Origin of the sequence: Kitasatospora dryopteridis (assembly GCF_050749075.1) — a bacterium.
GTDB lineage: Bacteria > Actinomycetota > Actinomycetes > Streptomycetales > Streptomycetaceae > Kitasatospora.
The window spans coordinates 2735875-2755410 of the sequence record NZ_CP192749.1; the positions used below are offsets into that span (position 1 = coordinate 2735875).

The 19536-nt window shown below is 73.6% G+C and carries 18 protein-coding genes; 5 read left to right on the forward strand and 13 right to left on the reverse strand.

What is annotated here, in order from left to right; genetic code table 11:
* Positions 1–221: 221 nt before the first annotated feature.
* The 3 genes from acnA to ACQ614_RS12460 all read right to left on the reverse strand — a co-directional run bounded on the left by acnA (position 222) and on the right by ACQ614_RS12460 (position 4197).
* Complete coding sequence (gene acnA / locus ACQ614_RS12450) at positions 222–2867, reverse strand: aconitate hydratase AcnA (RefSeq protein ID WP_431678584.1); 2646 nt, start codon at positions 2865–2867, stop codon at positions 222–224.
* Positions 2868–3070: 203 nt separating this feature from the next.
* The gene (locus ACQ614_RS12455) at positions 3071–3217 is read right to left on the reverse strand and encodes a hypothetical protein (RefSeq protein ID WP_431678586.1); all 147 of its coding nucleotides are present in this window, start codon (positions 3215–3217) and stop codon (positions 3071–3073) included.
* On the reverse strand, positions 3214–4197 hold the full coding sequence (locus ACQ614_RS12460; RefSeq protein ID WP_431678587.1) for a hypothetical protein: 984 nt from the start codon (positions 4195–4197) through the stop codon (positions 3214–3216). The genes ACQ614_RS12455 and ACQ614_RS12460 overlap by 4 nt, the downstream gene beginning before the upstream one ends.
* Positions 4198–4227: 30 nt before the next feature.
* On the opposite strand from ACQ614_RS12460, the gene ACQ614_RS12465 reads away from it, so the two are divergent.
* The 3 genes from ACQ614_RS12465 (at position 4228) to ACQ614_RS12475 (ending at position 5980) form a co-directional block, all read left to right on the forward strand.
* Positions 4228–4608, forward strand: coding sequence for a hypothetical protein (locus ACQ614_RS12465; RefSeq protein WP_431678589.1), 381 nt, complete (start codon positions 4228–4230; stop codon positions 4606–4608).
* A gap of 198 nt (positions 4609–4806) precedes the next feature.
* Positions 4807–5259, forward strand: coding sequence for a type II toxin-antitoxin system VapC family toxin (locus ACQ614_RS12470; protein WP_431678590.1), 453 nt, complete (start codon positions 4807–4809; stop codon positions 5257–5259).
* A 190-nt stretch (positions 5260–5449) separates the two neighbouring features.
* A complete protein-coding gene (locus ACQ614_RS12475) occupies positions 5450–5980 on the forward strand; it encodes a superoxide dismutase family protein (protein WP_431678592.1) in 531 nt (176 codons plus the stop codon).
* Between the two features lie 37 nt (positions 5981–6017).
* Here ACQ614_RS12475 and argF read toward each other — a convergent pair whose 3' ends face one another.
* From argF to ACQ614_RS12490, 3 genes are all read right to left on the reverse strand, one after another.
* Positions 6018–7019, reverse strand: coding sequence for an ornithine carbamoyltransferase (gene argF / locus ACQ614_RS12480; protein ID WP_431678594.1), 1002 nt, complete (start codon positions 7017–7019; stop codon positions 6018–6020).
* Between the two features lie 179 nt (positions 7020–7198).
* Positions 7199–9883 (reverse strand): polynucleotide kinase-phosphatase, encoded by a 2685-nt coding sequence (locus tag ACQ614_RS12485; protein WP_431678596.1) that lies wholly within the window; start codon positions 9881–9883, stop codon positions 7199–7201.
* A complete protein-coding gene (locus ACQ614_RS12490) occupies positions 9880–11478 on the reverse strand; it encodes a 3' terminal RNA ribose 2'-O-methyltransferase Hen1 (RefSeq protein WP_431678597.1) in 1599 nt (532 codons plus the stop codon). The genes ACQ614_RS12485 and ACQ614_RS12490 overlap by 4 nt, the downstream gene beginning before the upstream one ends.
* A 172-nt stretch (positions 11479–11650) precedes the next feature.
* Here ACQ614_RS12490 and dapD point away from each other — a divergent pair, with 172 nt between their 5' ends.
* Complete coding sequence (dapD, locus tag ACQ614_RS12495) at positions 11651–12640, forward strand: 2,3,4,5-tetrahydropyridine-2,6-dicarboxylate N-succinyltransferase (protein WP_431678599.1); 990 nt, start codon at positions 11651–11653, stop codon at positions 12638–12640.
* 276 nt (positions 12641–12916) lie between these two features.
* On the forward strand, positions 12917–13147 hold the full coding sequence (locus ACQ614_RS12500; protein ID WP_431678600.1) for a hypothetical protein: 231 nt from the start codon (positions 12917–12919) through the stop codon (positions 13145–13147).
* Here the strand turns inward: ACQ614_RS12500 and ACQ614_RS12505 are convergent.
* The 7 genes from ACQ614_RS12505 to ACQ614_RS12535 all read right to left on the reverse strand — a co-directional run bounded on the left by ACQ614_RS12505 (position 13138) and on the right by ACQ614_RS12535 (position 19315).
* On the reverse strand, positions 13138–13875 hold the full coding sequence (locus ACQ614_RS12505) for a DUF6099 family protein (RefSeq protein WP_431678602.1): 738 nt from the start codon (positions 13873–13875) through the stop codon (positions 13138–13140). The two genes, ACQ614_RS12500 and ACQ614_RS12505, sit on opposite strands and share 10 nt — an antisense overlap.
* 171 nt (positions 13876–14046) lie before the next feature.
* The gene (locus ACQ614_RS12510) at positions 14047–14445 is read right to left on the reverse strand and encodes a nucleotide pyrophosphohydrolase (RefSeq protein WP_431683902.1); all 399 of its coding nucleotides are present in this window, start codon (positions 14443–14445) and stop codon (positions 14047–14049) included.
* A gap of 119 nt (positions 14446–14564) precedes the next feature.
* The gene (locus ACQ614_RS12515) at positions 14565–15857 is read right to left on the reverse strand and encodes an AAA family ATPase (RefSeq protein ID WP_431678603.1); all 1293 of its coding nucleotides are present in this window, start codon (positions 15855–15857) and stop codon (positions 14565–14567) included.
* Positions 15858–16035: 178 nt separating this feature from the next.
* Positions 16036–16884, reverse strand: a complete 849-nt coding sequence (locus ACQ614_RS12520; protein WP_431678605.1) for a putative RNA methyltransferase — start codon at positions 16882–16884, stop codon at positions 16036–16038.
* A gap of 47 nt (positions 16885–16931) precedes the next feature.
* The gene (locus tag ACQ614_RS12525; protein WP_263105354.1) at positions 16932–17357 is read right to left on the reverse strand and encodes a fic family toxin-antitoxin system, toxin component; all 426 of its coding nucleotides are present in this window, start codon (positions 17355–17357) and stop codon (positions 16932–16934) included.
* The gene (locus ACQ614_RS12530) at positions 17354–17587 is read right to left on the reverse strand and encodes a toxin-antitoxin system HicB family antitoxin (protein ID WP_363501562.1); all 234 of its coding nucleotides are present in this window, start codon (positions 17585–17587) and stop codon (positions 17354–17356) included. The genes ACQ614_RS12525 and ACQ614_RS12530 overlap by 4 nt, the downstream gene beginning before the upstream one ends.
* A gap of 345 nt (positions 17588–17932) precedes the next feature.
* Positions 17933–19315 carry a class I SAM-dependent RNA methyltransferase gene (locus ACQ614_RS12535; protein ID WP_363500721.1) on the reverse strand — a complete coding sequence of 461 codons (1383 nt, stop codon included), beginning with the start codon at positions 19313–19315 and terminating at the stop codon, positions 17933–17935.
* Positions 19316–19536: the final 221 nt, after the last annotated feature.

Sequence of the window (19536 nt, forward strand, 5' to 3'; positions counted from 1 at the left end):
GGGGGTGTCAGCCCCGGGCGGCGAGGGCCGGAAGGCCGTCGCCGGACAGGTCGGCGTGGCCCGCAGGGCGGCCGGTGACGGCCGGCAGAGGGGCCAGCCGCTCGGCGTGGACGGGTCCCGCACCTCGGAGTGCTGCGCCGTGCTTCCGGGCCACTACGACGACGGCCGGGCCGCACCCCGCGAAGGGGTGCGGCCCGGCCGCTCGTGCTCTACTGCGGGACTCAGCCGATCAGGCTGCGCAGCACGTACTGCAGGATGCCGCCGTTGCGGTAGTAGTCCGCCTCACCGGGGGTGTCGATGCGGACGACCGCGTCGAACTCGACATCACCGGCCTTGACCTTGACGGTCTTCGGGGTGCGGCCCTCGTTGAGCTCGGTGACACCGGTGATGGAGAAGGTCTCCTCGCCGGTCAGGCCGAGCGTGTCGGCGGTCTGGCCCTCGGGGAACTGCAGCGGCAGGACGCCCATGCCGATCAGGTTCGAACGGTGGATGCGCTCGTAGGACTCGGCGACGACGGCCTTGACGCCGAGCAGCGCGGTGCCCTTGGCGGCCCAGTCGCGGGACGAGCCGGAGCCGTACTCCTTGCCCGCCAGGACGACCAGCGGGATGCCGGCGGCCTGGTAGTTCTGCGAGGCGTCGTAGATGAACGACACCGGGCCGTCGGCCTGGGTGAAGTCGCGGGTGTAGCCGCCCTCGGTGCCCGGCGCGATCTGGTTGCGCAGGCGGATGTTGGCGAAGGTGCCGCGGATCATGACCTCGTGGTTGCCACGGCGCGAGCCGTAGGAGTTGAAGTCACGCTTCTCCACACCGTGCTCGGTGAGGTACTGCGCCGCCGGGGTGCCCGGCTTGATGTTGCCGGCCGGGGAGATGTGGTCGGTGGTGACCGAGTCGCCCAGCTTGGCCAGGACGCGGGCGCCGGCGATGTCGGTCACCGGGCTCGGGGTCTTGGCCATGCCCTCGAAGTACGGGGGCTTGCGGACGTAGGTGGACTCGGCGTCCCACTCGAAGGTGTTGCCGGTCGGGACCGGGAGCGACTGCCAGCGGTGGTCGCCGGCGAAGACGTCCTGGTAGCCCTTGTCGAACATGTCCTGGTCGATGGAGCCGGCGACGACCGCGGCGACCTCCTGCTCGGAGGGCCAGATGTCGGCGAGGAAGACGTCGCTGCCGTCCGCGTCCTGGCCGAGCGCGTCGCGGGTGATGTCGACGTTCATGTTGCCGGCGAGGGCGTAGGCGACCACCAGCGGCGGGGAGGCCAGGTAGTTCATCTTGACGTCGGGGTTGATCCGGCCCTCGAAGTTGCGGTTGCCGGAGAGCACCGAGACGACCGCCAGGTCGGACTCGTTGACGGCGGCCGAGACCTCCTCGGGCAGCGGGCCCGAGTTGCCGATGCAGGTGACGCAGCCGTAGCCGACCAGGTTGAAGCCCAGCTTCTCCATGTACGGGAGCAGGCCGGCCTTCTCGTAGTAGTCCATGACGACCTTGGACCCGGGGGCCAGGGTGGTCTTGACCCAGGGCTTGACGTGCAGGCCCTTCTCCACGGCCTTCTTCGCCAGCAGGGCGGCGCCCAGCATGACGGAGGGGTTGGAGGTGTTGGTGCAGGAGGTGATCGAGGCGATCACGACCGCGCCGTTGTCGATCTCGTAGGACGAGCCGTCGGGGGCGGTGACGGCGGTCGGCTTCGAGGCCTCGGCGGAGTAGGTCGGCAGCGCCTCGGCGAACTTGGCGGCGGCCTCGGCCAGGACCACGCGGTCCTGCGGGCGCTTCGGGCCGGAGATCGACGGGACGACGGTGGAGACGTCCAGCTCCAGGTACTCGGAGTAGACCGGCTCGACCGACGGGTCGTGCCAGAGGCCCTGCTCCTTGGCGTACGCCTCGACCAGGGCGAGCTGCTGCTCGTCGCGGCCGGTGAGCTTGAGGTAGTTGATGGTCTCGGCGTCGATCGGGAAGATCGCACAGGTCGAGCCGAACTCCGGCGACATGTTGCCGATGGTGGCGCGGTTCGCCAGCGGGATGGCGGAGACGCCCTCGCCGTAGAACTCGACGAACTTGCCGACCACACCGTGCTTGCGCAGCATCTCGGTGATGGTGAGCACCAGGTCGGTGGCGGTGGTGCCGGCCGGGAGCTGGCCGTTGAGCTTGAAGCCGACCACGCGCGGGATCAGCATGGAGACCGGCTGGCCGAGCATCGCGGCCTCGGCCTCGATGCCGCCGACGCCCCAGCCCAGCACGCCGAGGCCGTTGACCATGGTGGTGTGCGAGTCGGTGCCGACGCAGGTGTCGGGGTAGGCCTGGCCGCCGCGGACCATGACCGTGCGGGCCAGGTGCTCGATGTTCACCTGGTGGACGATGCCGGTGCCGGGCGGGACGACCTTGAACTCGTCGAAGGCGGTCTGGCCCCAGCGCAGGAACTGGTAGCGCTCCTTGTTGCGGCCGTACTCGATCTCGACGTTCTGGACGAAGGCGTCCGGGGTGCCGAACTTGTCCGCGATGACGGAGTGGTCGATGACCAGCTCGGCCGGGGCCAGCGGGTTGATCTTGGACGGGTCGCCGCCCAGCTCCTTCACGGCCTCGCGCATGGTGGCGAGGTCGACGACGCACGGCACACCGGTGAAGTCCTGCATGATCACGCGGGCCGGGGTGAACTGGATCTCCTCGGACGGCTCGGCCGTCGCGTCCCAGTTGCCCAGCGCACGGATGTGGTCGGCGGTGATGTTCGCGCCGTCCTCGGTGCGGAGCAGGTTCTCCAGCAGGACCTTGAGGCTGTACGGCAGCCGCTCGGAACCCTCGACGGCGGAGAGCTTGAAGATCTCGTACGACTCGTCGCCCACCTGCAGCGAGCTGCGGGCGTCGAAGCTGTTCGCGGACACGACTGACTCCTTCTGGGTCCACTCGATGGTAAGGTAAGCCTTAGCTAAGCCCACCTCGCCGATGTGGAAGGCGTGCGGCTCTCGGCAACTATCTTGACGTCAAGATAAATGATAGTGCGAAGTTATCTCGATGTCGAGATAAACCATAGTGCATGGCTGCGTCCAAACTTCACCCGGCGATGCCCCTGCGCAACTGCAGCAGGTCAGCCCCGGCGGCGCGAACGCGCGAGCCACACCAGGGCCAGCACCCCGGCCAGCGCCAGTATCCCCACCACGACGACCACCACCGGACCCGCGGTCTCCCGGGGCTCGGGAGCGATGTCGGCCAGCAGCACGGCGGTTGCGTTCACAAGAGGTCCTTTCGACGGTCGGACAGCACGGCCGGGGCGAGCCCCGAGACGAGCAGCAGCAGAACGGGAAACTCCAGATAGGCGTGGTAACTCGCCACCGCCGCGTACAGCGCCTTGCCCTGCGCCCAGTCGGTGGCGAACAGCACGGCGAGCGCCGCCCCCGCGGCGGCACCCAGCGCCCACGCCCGCCCGCCGCGCAGCACCGGCACCCGCCGCTCGAAGGCCGCGGACGCGTCCGGCGCGTACCGCGGCAGGAACCACACCCACACCACGTAGTGCATGGTCTGCAGGAAGGCGAACACGGCGACGAAGCGCAGCCCCGCCGCCGTGTGCAGCCAGGCCGGCGGCGTGTACGCGGCCTCCAGCCGCGCCACTCCCCCGGCGGCCGGCGCCAGCACGCCGTCCAGCGCGCCCGCCAGCAGCAGCGCCGGTACCGCCAGCACCCAGCCGCACTGGACCGCCAGGAACAGTCCGCGGCCGCGCGGCAGCGCCCTCGACCACTCCCACAGGAAGACCAGCGGCACCAGGTTGTGCAGGTGCGCCAGCACCACGAAGTGGTACGCCGGGAACGCCAGGGAGGCCGCCGCGGCGGCCCCCAGCACCAGCAGTGCCGCGGCCAGGGGCAGCAGGCGCCCGCGCAGTGCGTGCAGGCAGGCGGCCGCCAGCAGCCCGTACGCCAGCAGGATCTCCGCCGTCCGGGAGAAGGCCCCCGGCGGGAGCAGCCGGCAGACCACGATGCCGGTGATCAGCACCAGCAGCAGGCGCAGGAACGGGCCCGCCAGGACCTGTTCGAACCGGCCCGCCACGTAGCGCAGCTCGAGGACGTTGTGGAGGATGCCGAAGGTCGCCAGGCCGAGCACCGCCAGGGTCGCCGGCGCCCGCAGCGCGAGCATCAGCGCCAGAACGGCGGCCACTGCGAAGCCCGCCGTCGGCAGCACGCCACCGGCCGACCGCGCCACCGGCACCACGCTTGTCGCCATGCCGGACCTCCCCGTGGCACGATCACGCCCGTGCCGTATCCCCTGGCCCTCGCCCTCACCCTGCTCGTCGAGGTGCCCCTCTACACCGCGGCACTCACCTGCACCGCGGCCGTCACCGCGCCCGTGCCGGTCGGCCCGGCCGCCAAGGCCGCCCGGGTCGTCCTGGCGGGCGCCGCGGTCAACCTTGTGACGCACCCGGTGCTCTGGTGGTTGCTCCGGCAGGCCGCCGACGGGCCCGCCGCAGCCTACTGGACGGCCTTCGCCCTTGCCGAGACCTCGGTCTGCCTGGTCGAGGCGGGGCTGCTGGCGGTGCTGTTGCGCCCGTTCCGGCCGCCGCTGCCGCTGCTCGGTGCCGCCGCGCTGACCGCCAATGCGGGCTCGGTGCTGGTGGGGCTGCTGGCCTCCGGCTGAGCGGGCAGGGTGCGTACCGGGGTCGGGTGTGCACCGGGTCGGGTGTGCCCGGGGCAGCGGTCGAAGCAGACGGGGGCGGGAACGGACGGTGGGGGGCGTGCGGGACCGTCCGTCCGGGGTCGGCGGGCGACTACGGTTGAGCCGAGCCGACGGCCGGACGGGCCGGCGGCGCGGAGCAGACGGGCCGGGGGCAGCTGAATGATCGTGGTGGACGCGTCCGCGCTGGTGCTGGCGCTGGCGGACGAGGGCGAACGCGGCGAGGCCGCCCGGGCCGAGCTGGCCCGCGACGGCGAGTGGGCCGCGCCGGACCACGTGCTGATCGAGGTGATGCAGTCCCTGCGCGGGCTGTACCTGGCGCGCGAGGTGACGGCGGAGCGGGTGTCCGAGATCGCCGGCCGGCTGCCCGGGCTGACCGTACGGCGGGTCGACGTGACGCCGCTGCTCGGGCGGATCTGGGAACTGAAGGACAATCTGACGCCCGACGACGCGGCCTATGTCGCGGTCGCCGAGGACCTCGGGGCGCCGCTGGTCACCGCGGACCTGCGGCTGATGCGGGCCAGCGGGCCGCGCTGCGAGATCCGCGGCATCCGGCCCGCCCCCGCCGGGAAGCCGGCCACGGACCGCCCCACGGGCAGGGGCCGGAACAGCTAGGACACGCCCTGGGGCCTGCCGTCCAGGCATCCAGGTGCCCCGTAAGGGGCGCGGGAGTCGGGGTGGCGCTGGGGTGACCGCTCGTCCGGGTGATACGTCGGCACGGCGACGTGCACGGTGCACCGCGGGCGGCCACCGTGGTGGGCGGTCCCCGCCCGGCGTCCGCCGCGGCCCGTCGAGAGGTGTGCCGATGCCCGTCCCGTTCGCCGCTGCCCTACCGGCGCTCCTGCTGCTGCCGGCGCTGACCTCGCCGGGCACGGTCGTCGAGGCGGACTTCGACCGGGCCTCGGTCTTCGTCCCACCGGTGGCGATCAGCCATGCGCCGGACGTGGTGCCCTACGGCGCGCACGTCCGGGTCACCGCGGCCCGGTCCGGCGGCGGAACGGCGGTCGCGGTGGAACTCACCGGCGCCTCACCGGCCACGGACCTGGCGGCACACGTGCACGCCGGGTACTGCGGGGCCGACCCCGCCTCCTCCGGGGCGCACTACCAGGACGTCCAGGACCCGGTGCAGCCGTCCACCGACCCGGCCTTCGCCAACGACCGGAACGAGGTCAGGCTGGCGCTGCGGACGGACGCCCGGGGGGACGCGGCGGCGCGGACGCGGGTCGGCTGGGCGTTCCGGCCCGGCGGGGCGCACTCGCTCGTCCTGCACACCGTGCACGCCGCGGGCGCCCACGCGGCGGGCGCCCGGGTGGCGTGCGTCAACGTGGACTTCTGACCCGTCGCGGGCTCCTGCCCGGCCCGGCCGGCGGGGGTCAGGAGCCCAGGGTGGCGACCAGGACGGCCTTGATGGTGTGGAGCCTGTTCTCGGCCTGGTCGAAGACCACCGAGTGCGCGGACTCGAAGAGCTCGTCCGTGCACTCCAGCTCGGTCATGCCGGTCTCCTCGAACATCTGCCGGCCGATCTCGGTACCGAGGTCGTGGTAGGCGGGCAGGCAGTGCAGGAACTTCACCGCCGGGTTGCCGGTGGCCCGGACGGTGTCCATCGACACCTGGTACGGCTTGAGCAGGGCGATCCGGTCGGCCCAGACCTCCTTGGGCTCGCCCATGGAGACCCAGACGTCGGTGTAGAGGAAGTCGGCACCGGCGACGCCCTCGGCCACGGACTCGGTGACGGTGATCCGGGCGCCCGTGGTCTCCGCGAGCTCCCGGGCGGCCTTCTGGACGTCGTCGGTCGGCCAGAGCTGCCTGGGGGCGACGATGCGCACGTCCATGCCGAGCAGGGCGCCGGTGACCAGCAGCGAGTTGCCCATGTTGTTGCGGGCGTCGCCGAGGTAGGCGAGCGAGACCTCGGAGAGCGGCTTGGCGCAGTGCTCCCGGACGGTCAGCACGTCGGCGAGCATCTGGGTCGGGTGCCACTCGTCGGTCAGGCCGTTCCACACCGGGACGCCGGCGTAGGCGGCCAGCTCCTCCACGATCGCCTGGCCGTGGCCCCGGTACTCGATGCCGTCGAACATCCGGCCGAGGACACGGGCCGAGTCCTTGATCGACTCCTTGTGGCCGATCTGGGAGCCCGCCGGGTCGAGGTAGGTGGTCGAGGCTCCCTGGTCGTGGGCGGCCACCTCGAAGGCGCACCGGGTGCGGGTGGAGGTCTTCTCGAAGATCAGCGCGATGTTCTTGCCGCGCAGCCGGGGCTGCTCGGTGCCGGCGTACTTGGCGGCCTTGAGCTGGGCGGCGAGGTCCACCAGGAAGCGGAACTCCTGGGGAGTGAAGTCGAGCTCCTTGAGGAAGTGCCTGTTCCGGAGGTTGAACGCCATGCCGGGCTCCTGGGTCATCGATGGTGAGACGGGAAGTGTATACGACCACCGGAATTTCTATGCAGGGCTGGGGGATGTGATGCGGGTGGCCCGGCCCGCCCCCGCACTCACGGGGGCGGGCCGGGCGGCCCGGGCGGCAGGTCGGGCTGCCGACCGCTGCGCCGGGCCAATGCGGAGCCTCACAGCCGGGGGTCGACCGGCTCCGACTCCAGCGCCAGCACCGCGAAGACCGGCTCGTGCACCCGCCAGAGCGGCTCACCCGCGGCCAGCCGGTCCAGCGCCTCCAGGCCCAGCGCGTACTCGCGCAGCGCCAGCGAGCGCTTGTGCCCGAGGAAGCGCTGGCGCAGCTGGTCCAGGTACTCGGTGTAGTCGGGGCCGTAGATGATCCGCAGGTACTCCCGGCCGCGGACCTTCACACCGGGCTGCACCAGCCGCCCGCCGGCGTCCCGGACGAGCGAGGCCAGCGGCTTCACCACCATGCCCTCGCCGCCCGCCGCGGTCAGCTCCTCCCACCAGGCGATGCCCGCCGCGACCGACGCCTCGTCCGAGGTGTCGACCACCATGCGGCCGGTGCGCTGCAGGATCGGCTCGTCCCCGTCGTCGGCGGCCGCCATGCGGTCGATCCAGTCGAGATGCCGGTCGTGCGGGAGCACGGCCAGGTTGGCGCCCTCCGCGGCGAGCAGCTGGAACGGCGCCAGCCGGATGCCGCTGAGGCCCTCGGTCGGCCAGCAGTAGCGCCGGTACGCGGCGGTGAAGGCCTCCGCGTCCAGGGCGCGCTGCCGCTGCCGGGCCGTCAGGTGGGCCACGTCCAGGCCGCGGTCGGCGGCCCGGTCGAGGGCGTCGATCACCTGCGGCAGGGCGGCGCCCGCCGCCGCACCGACCGCCGCGTACTGACGGCGCAGCAGGTCGGCCGCCTTCAGCGACCACGGCATCAGCTCGGCGTCCAGCAGCAGCCAGCCGGTGGCCAGCTCGTCGAACAGGCCCGCCTTCTCGGCGGCCGCCCGCACCCGGTCGAGCACGGCGCCGGTGAGCTCCTCGTCGCCGAGGAAGGCCCGACCGGTGCGCGTCCAGATCGCACCGGGCCCGGCGATGCCGAACCGCTTGTCCAGCGCTTCGCCGTCCCGGGCGACCAGGACGACCGCGCGGGAGCCCATGTGCTTCTCCTCGCAGACCACCTGCTGCACCCCGTCGTGGCGGTAGGCGAAGAACGCCTCCTCGGGGTGCTCCAGATACCCCTCGCGCCGGGAGGTCGCGGACGGGGCCATGGTCGGCGGCAGGTAGGCGAGCAGCCGGGGGTCGAGCGCGAAGCGGCTCATCACCTCCAGCGCCGCGGCCGCGTTCTCCTCGCGGACGGAGACCCGGCCGTGGTGCGCCGTCTCGACGATGCGGCGGCCGGCCACGTCGGCGAGGTCCAGCGGACGGCCCTCCCGGCCGCCGGGCGCGTCGCTGTGCAGCGGGCGCACCGGCGCGTACCACTCCTGCTCGGCCGGCACGGAGACCAGCTCGCGCTCGGGGTAGCGCAGCGCGGTCAGGCTGCCGCCGAAGACGCAGCCGGTGTCCAGGCAGATGGTGTTGTTGACGAAGCTCGCCGTGGGCACGGGGGTGTGGCCGTAGACGACCAGGGCCTTGCCCCGGTACTCCTCCGCCCACGGATAGCGCACCGGCAGGCCGTACTCGTCGGTCTCGCCGGTGGTGTCGCCGTAGAGGGCGTGCGAGCGGACCCGGCCGGAGTTGCGGCCGTGGTACTTCTCCGGCAGGCCGGCGTGGCAGACCACCAGGGCGCCGCCGTCCAGCAGGTAGTGGCTGACCAGGTCGCGCATGAACGCCCGGACCTGTGCCCGGAACTCCTCCGGCTCGGCGGCCAGCTGGTCGATCGACTCCTGCAGGCCGTACGAGACGGTGACCTTGCGGCCGTCCATGTACCGGCCGAGCTTGTTCTCGTGGTTGCCGGGCACGCAGATGGCGTGGCCGGCCGCGACCATGCCCATCACCAGGCGCAGCACGCCCGGGGTGTCGGGGCCGCGGTCGACCAGGTCGCCGACGAAGACCGCGGTGCGGCCCTCCGGGTGTTCGGCGTCGACGGCCCGGCCGAGCCCGTCCCGGGTCAGGCGGTAGCCGAGGCGGACGAGCAGCGTCTCCAGCTCGGAGCGGCAGCCGTGGATGTCGCCGACGATGTCGAACGGGCCGGTGAGGTGGCGCAGGTCGTTGTAGCGCTTCTCCGGCACGATCTCGGCGGCGCCGACCTCCGCCTCGCCGCGCAGGATGTGCACCTTCCGGAAGCCCTCGCGTTCCAGGCCCCGGAGCGAACGGCGCAGCTCGCGCTGCTGGCGCGGCAGGACGTGGGCGGGCAGCTGCCGGTCCGGCCGGCTGCGGTTGCGCTCGGCGCAGACCGCGGTCGGCACGTCCAGGACGATCGCGATGGGCAGCACGTCGTGATCCCGGGCGAGCTTGATCAGCGCCTTGCGGGACTCCGGCTGGACGTTCGTCGCGTCGACCACGGTGAGGCGGCCGGCGGCGAGCCGCTTGCCGACGATGTAGTGGAGCACGTCGAAGGCGGCGGTGGAGGCCGACTGGTCGTTCTCGTCGTCGGCGACCAGCCCTCGGCAGTAGTCGGAGGAGATCACCTGGGTGGGCAGGAAGTGCTTGCGCGCAAAGGTGGACTTGCCGGAGCCGCTGGTACCGATCAGCACGACCAGGGACACGTCGGTGACGGGGAGCCGGCGGGCGGACGGCGGAGCCTCGACAGCGCTGCTGCCGGCGGCCCCGGTGGCGGCGGTGTCGGCCGCGGTGGCCTCTGCGGTGTCGGTATCGGTGGCGGCGCCGTCGGGGAGGCTGCCGCCGGTGGGCCGGACGTCGGAGGTCATCGGGTCACGCTCCCTTCAGGGGCATTGTCGGCGGTGGTGGTGCGGAACAGGGCGAGCTGGGTCGGCGCGCCGACCTCCTCGTCGATCGGGCCGACGGGCCGGATGTCGACCGTGTAGCCGTAGGTGCGGGCGACCCGCTCGGCCCAGTCGCGGAACTCGGCGCGGTCCCACTCGAACCGGTGGTCGGCGTGCCGGACGTGACCGGCCGGCAGCGACTCCCAGCGGACGTTGTACTCGACGTTCGGCGTGGTCACCACGACGGCCGTCGGACGGGCGGCGCCGAACACCGCGTACTCCAGGGCGGGCAGCCGGGGCAGGTCGAGGTGCTCGATCACCTCGGACAGCACGGCGGCGTCGTACCCCTTGAGCCGGGCGTCGGTGTAGGTGAGCGCGCCCTGGACGAGCCGCACGCGGGACGCCTGACGCTCGGTCATGCGGTCCAGCCGCAGCTTCCGGGCGGCGGCGGACAGCGCGCGCGAGGAGACGTCCACGCCGAGCACCTCCGTCACCCGGGCGTCCCTGAGCAGTGCGCCGACCAGCTCGCCCTGGCCGCAGCCGAGGTCGAGGACCCGGGCGGCCCCCGTCTCGGCGAGCGCGGCGAGGATCGCCTCCCGTCGGCGGACGGCCAGCGGGACGGGCTTCTCGGCCCCGTCCTCGGCGTCGTCCGACGGAGCCGGGGCCGGGGCCGGGCGGGCGTCGCCGGCGCCGTTCCCCTCCTCCGTGTCGGTGGCGCTGCCGGGAGCTGCGTCGGTGGCGGGCTCGGTGTCCGGGTCGTCGTCCACCGCGTTGTCCAGCTCCTCCGCCTCCCGGTCGTCGGCCTCGGCGAGGCGGGCCAGGGCCAGCCGTTCCATCGCGAGCCGGGTGAGCGACCATCGGCGGGCCAGGTAGCGGCGGGTGATCAGGGCGAGCTCGGGGTGGTCGCCGAGCCAGCCCTCGCCGGCGGCGAGCAGCTTGTCGACCTCGTCCGGAGCCACCCAGTAGTGCTTGGCCCCGTCGAGCACCGGCAGCAGCACGTACAGCTGCTGCAGCGCCTCGGCCAGCCGCAGCTCGCCGGTCAGCTCCACCCGGACGTAGCGGGACTCGCCCCACTCGGGGAACGCCTCGTCCAGCGGGATCGCCACGGCATCCACCTGCCAGCCCAGCGGCTCGAAGAGCCGCTGCACCATGGCCGGGCCGCCCTCGTTGCCGCCGGTGGCGGGCACTGCGGGCAGCGAGATCCGCAGTGGCATGGGCAGGTCGGCGCGGCCGGGCAGCTTCTCGCAGACACCCTTCATGGCGGACCGGAAGACCGTCCGCAGCGCCACCGACAGCAGGGAGGACGCGGCGTAGGGCCGGTCGTTCACGTACTGGGCGAGGGCGAGGTCGGGCGAGCCGGAGCGGCCCTTGCCGCGGCCCTGCCGCACCAGGGCGACCGGGTCGACGTCGAGGAGCAGCGCGGCCGTGCACGCATGCTCCGTCGCCTCCGGGTAGAAGACGTGCGCCACCCCGTGGGAAGTCGAGAAGCGCTGCACCTTCTCCGGGTGCTTGTGCAGCAGAAAGCCCAGGTCGGTGGCCGGGCGATCGGCTGTGGCCGTGGTGGAGATCGAGATGAACACCCGGTCGAGTATTGCCGACGGGTGATCGCCGGGTCATCGGGATTTCGGGCCGGGACGGCCGCTGCACGGAGCCCCGGACGGGCCGCAGGGCGTGCGCCCGGGAGCAGCTCGGCGATGTCCGCACGGTGAGCGCGTTCGGCAGGGCCACCCCCGATTCGTTAACGTGCACGATGTGACTGCTGAAACCTCCTCTTCCGCCCGCGGCGCCGTTGCGGCCGGCCTGGCGACGATCGCCGCCGACGGCACCGTCCTCGACACCTGGTTCCCCGCGCCCGAGCTGACCGACGAGCCCGGCCCGGCCGGCACCGTGCGGCTCACCGCCGAGCAGGCCGAGGCTGCGCTCGGCGCCGGTGCCGCCGAGGCACTGCGCAGCGACGCCCGCCGCGGCGTCGAGGTCGTCGCGGTGCGCACCGTCGTCTCCTCGCTGGACGACAAGCCGCTCGACACGCACGACGTGTACCTGCGGCTGCACCTGCTGAGCCACCGCCTGGTCAAGCCGCACGGCCAGAACCTGGACGGCATCTTCGGCCTGCTCGCCAATGTCGCCTGGACCAGCATCGGCCCGGTGCCGGTGGCGAACCTGGAGCAGGCCCGCCTGGCCGTGCGCGCCCAGGGCGGCCAGCTGGCCGTCTACGGCATCGACAAGTTCCCGCGGATGACCGACTACGTCGGCCCGACGGGCGTACGGATCGCCCACGCGGACCGCGTCCGCCTCGGTGCGCACCTCGCCGAGGGCACCACGGTGATGCACGAGGGCTTCGTCAACTTCAACGCCGGCACCCTGGGCACCTCGATGGTGGAGGGCCGGATCAGCGCAGGTGTCGTGGTGGGCGACCACAGCGACATCGGCGGCGGCGCCTCGATCATGGGCACCCTCTCCGGCGGCGGCAAGGAGGTCGTGTCGGTCGGCGAGCGCTGCCTGCTCGGCGCCAACGCCGGTATCGGCATCTCGCTGGGCAGCGACTGCGTGGTGGAGGCCGGCCTGTACGTGACCGCCGGTACCCGGGTGACCACCCCGGACGGCAAGATCGCCAAGGCGGTCGAGCTCTCCGGCCAGGACAACCTGCTGTTCCGCCGCAACTCGCAGAGCGGTGCGGTCGAGGTCATCGCGCGGTCCGGCTCGTGGGGCGGCCTGAACGCCGAGCTGCACGCACACAACTGATCTCCGGTGCTCCGGGCGGGCCCGTGCGGCGTACTCTCCGGTACGCCGCCCGGGCCCGCGTCCGTTGTCGGGGCCGCACGAAGCGGCGGACGGGGACGGGCCGTCCAGCCGGGCCCACGGCGGGCCGCAAGCCGTGATCACCCGGTGGGCCGGTGCGGCGGCGGTCTTGGACTCAACGGGTGGTACGAGGTGACCGCCCGCGGGCGGGGGTCGTTGGACTGGCGGGGCCGGTATCGGTCGCCGCACTCCGCACCACCGAGCTGGAAGGACACCCCCATGTCCGATCCCGTGTCCGAGCCGACCCCGGAGGCGTCCCCCGGGGCGTCCGTGCCTCTCGCGCAGGACCTGGCCGCGGCCGAGGCGTCGAAGGACCTGCTGCAGCAGATGGAGGAGCTGCTGGCGACCGTCAGCGCCAACCTGGCCGGCCTCGGCGCCGACCTGCGGTCGTCCGCCGCCCGGGCCGGCGCGCCGGACGACGAAGCCCCCGAGCAGGGCACTCACGACTGACCCACGGCCGCAGCGACCGGCGGCTCGAGCCGGACGGCCAGCACCGGGCCGCCGGCCCCGCCCTCGGGCACCCGACGGCTGCGCGGGAGGACGCCGACCGCGCCGTCCGGCCCGGCGCCGGTACCTGTGTCCGTGTCCGTGTCCGGAAGGTCCTCCTCGGCGAAGTCGTCCACGGCGTCCGGGACATCCACCGGGTCCGGGAAGTCCGCCGGGTCGACCCCGGGCGGCAGGGAGCCGTTCTCCCGCCGGACGGCGCGCAGCAGCTCGGCCGCGACGTCCTTGCACTCGGCCCCGGCGTCGACGCCGTCGATGCAGCGCCAGTAGACGCTCTCCGCCTCGGCCCCGCAGGCCAGTACGACGAGGGTCTCGGCGACCTCGTGGAGCAGGCTGCCGAGCTCCTGCAGGACCGGCTCGAGCTCGCCGAGCTCGCCGAGGCGTTCGGCCCGGCCGCCGCACGTCCACTCCGCGCCCGGACCGCCGTCCCCCTCCGGACCGCCGGCCGCATCGGGATCGTCCGGCGGGTGGTCGAGGCAGCCCGCCGCGTGCGAGCCGGCGTCGCAGAGCAGCCTGCCGAGGGCACCGATCCCGCCCTGCTCCTGCTCGGCGATCCGCGCGCCGACGGCCTCGGTGAGCAGCCCGGCCTGACGGGCCTCCTGCAGGACGTCGGGCACCGTCCTCGCCTCGGCCAGTGCATGGCGGGCCGTCTTGATCAGTCGCAGCGCGTCCATGACCGCCGCTCCCCTCGCTCGCATCGGACCGCCGTTGCCGACGGTGTGTCACGACGCAAGCGTGCGGGCAGGCCCTGTCTTCACGGCCCGCCCGCCGCAGACCTGTGGAAAACCCGCCCCTGTGGACAACCGGCATCACCCACTCGGGGGAGCTTTACCGCCGGAAGCGGCTCACCCGGTCCGATCGTCAGACTGATCGTCGCCCGGCGCCGAGCGCTCCGGCCCGGAGTGCTCCGGCCCCGGGCGCTCCGGCAGCGCCACCTCCGGTACCGGGAACCGCTGCTCATTGCGCTCGATCTTCGCGGCCAGCGCCTCCGCCGGGTCCACCCCGACGACCGTGCAGAACTGCAGCAGGTACGCCAGCACGTCCGCCACCTCGTCCCGCACCCGGTGCGCCCGCTCCGGGTCCGCCATCACGTCGTCGGCCTGTTCCGGCGTCAGCCACTGGAAGATCTCCAGCAGCTCGCCGGCCTCCACGCTGAGCGCCGCCACCAGGTTCTTGGGCGTGTGGTACGGCTGCCAGTTGCGCGCCGCCGCGAAGTCGGCGAGCCGCCGGCTCAGCCGCACCAGGGCGTCGTCCTCGGGCCCGCGGGCGGCAGGGGCGGGCTGCTCAGAATCCGGCCGACCGGGTTCGGACTGCTCGGCGTCCGGCCAGTGGGGTCCGGGCCGGTCGGGGTCGATGTGGTCGCTCACGCCCCCAGGTCTACCGCATCGCCGTCGCCACGAACGGTCTGCAGCGGAACCCGGGGCCGGTCCGGCAGGACGAGCACGCTGTGGCCGCTGGCCGGGTCGCGGCGGCACTCGACCATGTCCACCCCGTCGACGTCGGCGGCCGCCGACGGCTCCTGCAGGGCGGCCAGCAACCGGACGTCCCCCTTGGCGCAGACCTCGCGGGCGACCCGCAGCAGGGAGGCGGTCTGCTCGGTGCCGAGGCCGGCCCCGAGGTCCTCGGCGAGGACGGTGAGCTGCCGGTGGGCCGAGGGGACCTCGGCCGCCGCGTCCACGTCCAGCACGCCGGCGCCGGTGAGCAGCACCGCCGCGAAGGCGAGCAGCCGCAGCATGCCGTCGGAGGCCTGGTCGGCGCCGGTGCGTCCGAGCACGCCCTCGTCGAAGACGGCCATCAGCCGCTCCTGGACGCCCTCGCCGCGCCGGGCGACCTCCAGTCCGAGCAGGGGGTGCGGCGCGGCGGCCTGGACGGCCTTGAGCAGGCGCCCGTAGCGGCGGCTGCACTCCTGCGAGAGCCGGGCGAGGACGGCGGAGATGTTGGAGGCGGTGCCGACCAGCCGCGCCTGCGGCTCCGGCCTCGTCCAGCTGCGCATCGCGGCCGGCACGGGGTGCAGCGGGAACACCTCGCGCAGTGCGGTGAGCATCTGCTCGGCGGCGGCGAGCACCTTGCGTTCGCCGGGCGAGGAGCCGGCCACGCGGAGCGGGATCTGGGCGGTGATCAGGCTGTCGCTGGGGAAGGGCGCCCGGATGTCGCCCTGCCGGGTGTCGTTGTGCCAGGTGACGTTGACCCGGCCCTGGGCGATGTCCTGCTCGCCGCTCTCCACCAGGGTCTCGCCCGCGAGGGTCAGCCATTCGCGGGCCACCCGGACGCGGCCGTCGGTGCGGACGACGAGTTCCAGGCGGATCGGTCCGGCGCAGGAGCGGACGGTGCAGCCCAGGATGATCGCGTTGCGGCCGTGCGGGACGCAGCCGGCGAGCCCGCCGCGCACCGGCCCGGCCAGCGGCCCCGCGGTGCCGCCGATGCCGTCCAGCGAGGGCCCGATCTCCTCGCCGATCGCCAGCCGGGAGAGCACCGCCAGGGCGTCCATGGCGTTCGACTTGCCGACGCCGGAGGGGCCGTGGAGCACCGTCAGGCCGGTGAGCGGCAGCGTGGTGCGTCGGTAGGACTTGAACGAGGTGAGCCGGAGTTCCTCGACGGCAGGGCGACGGGTGGGACGGGCGATCGGGGCGGCGGGAGCTGCGGCTTCGCTGGTCACCCGGGGACCCTAGCGGCCGATCCGCCAGATGAAACGTCCCTGCTCCGGCCGGTTCACACGAACGGCTCAGCATTCGCACACGCCCGCCACGGCCTTCCCGGGGAGTCCGCGTTCCCGAGCAGTCGGCGCTCCCGAGGACGTCCCGGGGAGTCCGCGTTCCCGCCGCCCGGACTCCGGCTCAGCCGTAGACCGCGAGCCGGACGGAGCCGGTGACCTCGACCGGCTCCGGGAGGGCGTCGAGCGCGGCGGCGAGCCGGTCCGGGGCGGTGTGCCAGGCGTTGGGGCCCATGCCGACGACGGCGGCGGCGTCCGTCCGGGAGAGCCGCAGGGTGAACTCCACCTCGGTGCGGTCGAGGAGGCCCAGCCAGGGGCTGAGCTTCTCGTCGATGCGGCGCTCCTTCTCCTCGTCGACCGAGAGCAGGCCGAGGCCGGAGACGAGCTCGCGCAGGTGGCGGCCGGTCGGCGCGACCAGCAGCAGGCGTCCGCCGGGGCGCAGCACGCGGCGGATCTCCGGCCCGTTGCGCGGGGCGAAGACGTTGAGGACGAGGTCGGCGCAGCCGTCCAGCAGCGGCAGCGGGCGCCAGGCGTCGCAGACCACGGCGCCGATCCGCGGGTGGGCCCTGGCTGCGCGGCGCAGCGCGTACTTGGAGATGTCGAGGGCGGCTCCGGCGGGGCCGTCGAGGCGGTCCAGGACGTGGGCGAGGTAGTGACCGGTGCCGGCGCCGAGGTCGGCGACCAGCCCCTCGGCCCGCCCTTCGGATCGCCCGTCGAAAGCGGCGGAGGCGGCCTCGGCGAGCGCCTCGGCGATGGGCAGGTAGTGCCCGGCGGCGAGGAAGTCGGCGCGGGCGGCGACCATCTCCGCGGTGTCGCCGGTGCCGGTGTGCGCGTCGCCGGGGAGCAGACTGACGTATCCCTGCCGGGCCTGGTCGAAGCTGTGCCCCGCGGGGCAGCGCAGGGTGCGGCCGTCGAGGGCGAGGTGCTGCGCGCAGTGCGGGCAGGCCAGGTGGGGCTCGATGTCCTGCAGCAACGTCGCGTTCCTCGTCGGGCTCGGGGGTGGGGCCCAAGCCTAACGAGTCAGTCGGTGTCGTCCTCGTCGTCGTCCCCGCCGACCTCTTCCTCCTCGGGCTCGTCGACGACCCAGGCGGAGAGCCGTTCGGCGACCCCGCTGACGCCGATCTTGCCCTCCCGGATACCGCGGGCGAGGCTGCGGACCTCGCGCGCGGTGGTGGCGACGCTGCAGCCGCTGGCCACCAGGTAGGCGTAGGCGACGGCGGTGGCGAACAGCTCGTTGTTCCGCTCCAGCGAGGGGATGCGGATCAGCTGGTGCATCAGGGCCGCTGCCCGGTCGTGGGGTTCGGGGTAGACGGCGATGTCGAAGATCTCGGCCTGGTGCCGGGCGACCGCGGCCAGCAGCGACCCGTAGTCGGTGACCTGGGGGTCGCCCGGGGTGTACTGCTCAGCGGTCATGAGCAGCCACGAGAGGTCGACCTCGAGCTTCAACGGCGCACATCCTGGGCGCCCGGCTCCCCGAACTCGGCCAGGAAGGCCGTCTCGTACTCCTTCATGAACTGTGCCGCGGTGTCCACGAAGAGGCGTCCTGCTTCGCCCATGTCCTGCTGGACGAGTCGCTCGATGTACTGGTTCATGCTGATCCCCTGCTGCTCGGCCCGTTCCCGGGCCATCTCGGCGGTGGTTGCGTCCACCCGTACGTTGAGTTGTTTCTTGGTCATGACTTCAAGCTAGCGCTGGGGTGCTAGCACAGCAAGGGCGCATTCCGGCCGCCTCTCCGCACCCGCTCCCCTCAGATGTCCGTTCGCGCCCCACCGGAAACCAGCCGGGCGGCCCGTGCGGCGCCCGCCGCACGGGAACGGCCCCGACCTGCGCGGGACCGTCCGACGCGAACGGAACCCGGCATCCGGGTGTCCTGCGGGCTGCCGGCCGGCCGCAAACGGGTGTACGGCGAATTCCCGCCACCGCCCCCCGGACGGCGGCCGCCTGCCCCGGAACGCCGATCGGCGGGCACCGGAGTCTCCTCCGGTGCCCGCCGATCGAGGCGGTGCCCACCCGCCGGGGTGCTACTCGCCCGCGGGGCCGTCCCCGCCGAAGCCATCGCCGACCGGCTCCAGGATCGCCACGCACTCGAAGTGATGGGTCATCGGGAACAGGTCGAAGGCCCGCAGCGAGACCGGCCGGTAGCCGCCCTCGCGGAAGAACGCCAGGTCCCGGGCGAGCGCGGCCGGGTCGCAGGCGACGTACGCGATGCGGCGGGCCTCCAGGCCGACCAGGTGCGCGACGGTCTCGCGGCCGGCCCCGGCCCGCGGCGGGTCGAGCACGACGAGGTCGGTGGAGGTGATGCCGGTACGCGGCAGCAGGGTCTCCACCCGGTCGCACTCGATCCGGACGTTCTCCAGCTCGGCCAGGTTGTGCCGGGCGTCGACCACGGCCTGCTTGGAGGACTCGATGCCGAGCACCGCGCCGTCCTCGCCGACCCGGTCGGCGAGCGCGCCGGCGAACAGGCCGACGCCGCAGTACAGGTCGAGCGCCATCTCGCCCCACTGCGGGTCCAGGCCCTCCAGCACCGCGTCGACCAGGGTGTCCGGGGCGAGCGGGTGGATCTGCCAGAAGCCGCCCTCGGAGACCCGCCAGGTGCGCTCGGCGGCACGCTCGCGGACGAAGGTGCGGCCGTGCACCCGGTGGAACAGGCCCTGCTCGTCCACCCGGGAGATGGACACCGGCCGGTCCAGTTCCACCAGCGGCAGCTGGGCGCCGTCCCGCGGGCGGAGGATCACCTGACGGTCCGAGGAGCCGGTCGCGGCGACCGCCTCGACGGAGGCCACCCCGGGCCAGTCGCGCGACTCGACGCCGAGCTCGGCGACGCCCTCGGCGGCGATCAGGCAGCGGTCGATCGGCTGGACGTCGTGCGAGCGGTGCTTGCGCAGCCCGGCCCGCCCGGTCTCCGGGTCGACGGTGTACTGGACGCGGGTGCGCCAGGCGGGCACCTCGCCGGCCGGCAGCTTGCCGCCGACGGGCTCCACCGAGCCGTCCCAGCCGGCCTCGGCGGGGGTGAGGCCGGCGAGCTTGGCGAGCTGCTCGGTCAGCACCTGCGCCTTGAGCTTGCGCTGGCCGCCGGGGGTGACGTGCTGCCAGTCGCAGCCGCCGCACTTGCCGGGACCGGAGAACGGGCAGGGCGCGGCGATCCGCTCCTTGGCGGGCTCCAGGACCTCCACCGCGTCCGCCCGCAGGAAGCGGGAGGTGGTGGTGCCCTCGGTGATCTCGGCGATCACGCGCTCGCCGGGCAGGGTGTGCCGGACGAACAGCACCCGGCCCTCGTGCCGGGCGACGCAGTGCCCGCCGCCGTGCGCGACCGGGCCGACCTCGACCTCGTACCGCTCGCCGACCAGCGGGTCGCCGGTCGGGGCCTTCGGCTGGGCCTTGGGCCGGTCCTCGGCGGTGCGCAGCGCCTTCGGCGGGCGGACGGTCTGCTTGCGCGGCCGCTGCCCCTTGGCGCCCTTCGCGTCCTTGGCGCCCTTCGGACGGGCGGGCTGCGCCTGTGCGGCGCCGCGGTCCCGGTCGCGCTCCTCGGAGGCGGGGGTGGGCTCGGCGGGCGCCTTGGGCGCGGTCTGGGCGGTGTAGCCCTCGCGGTCGGTGGCGGCCGGCCGGGCGGACCGGTTGCTCCAGC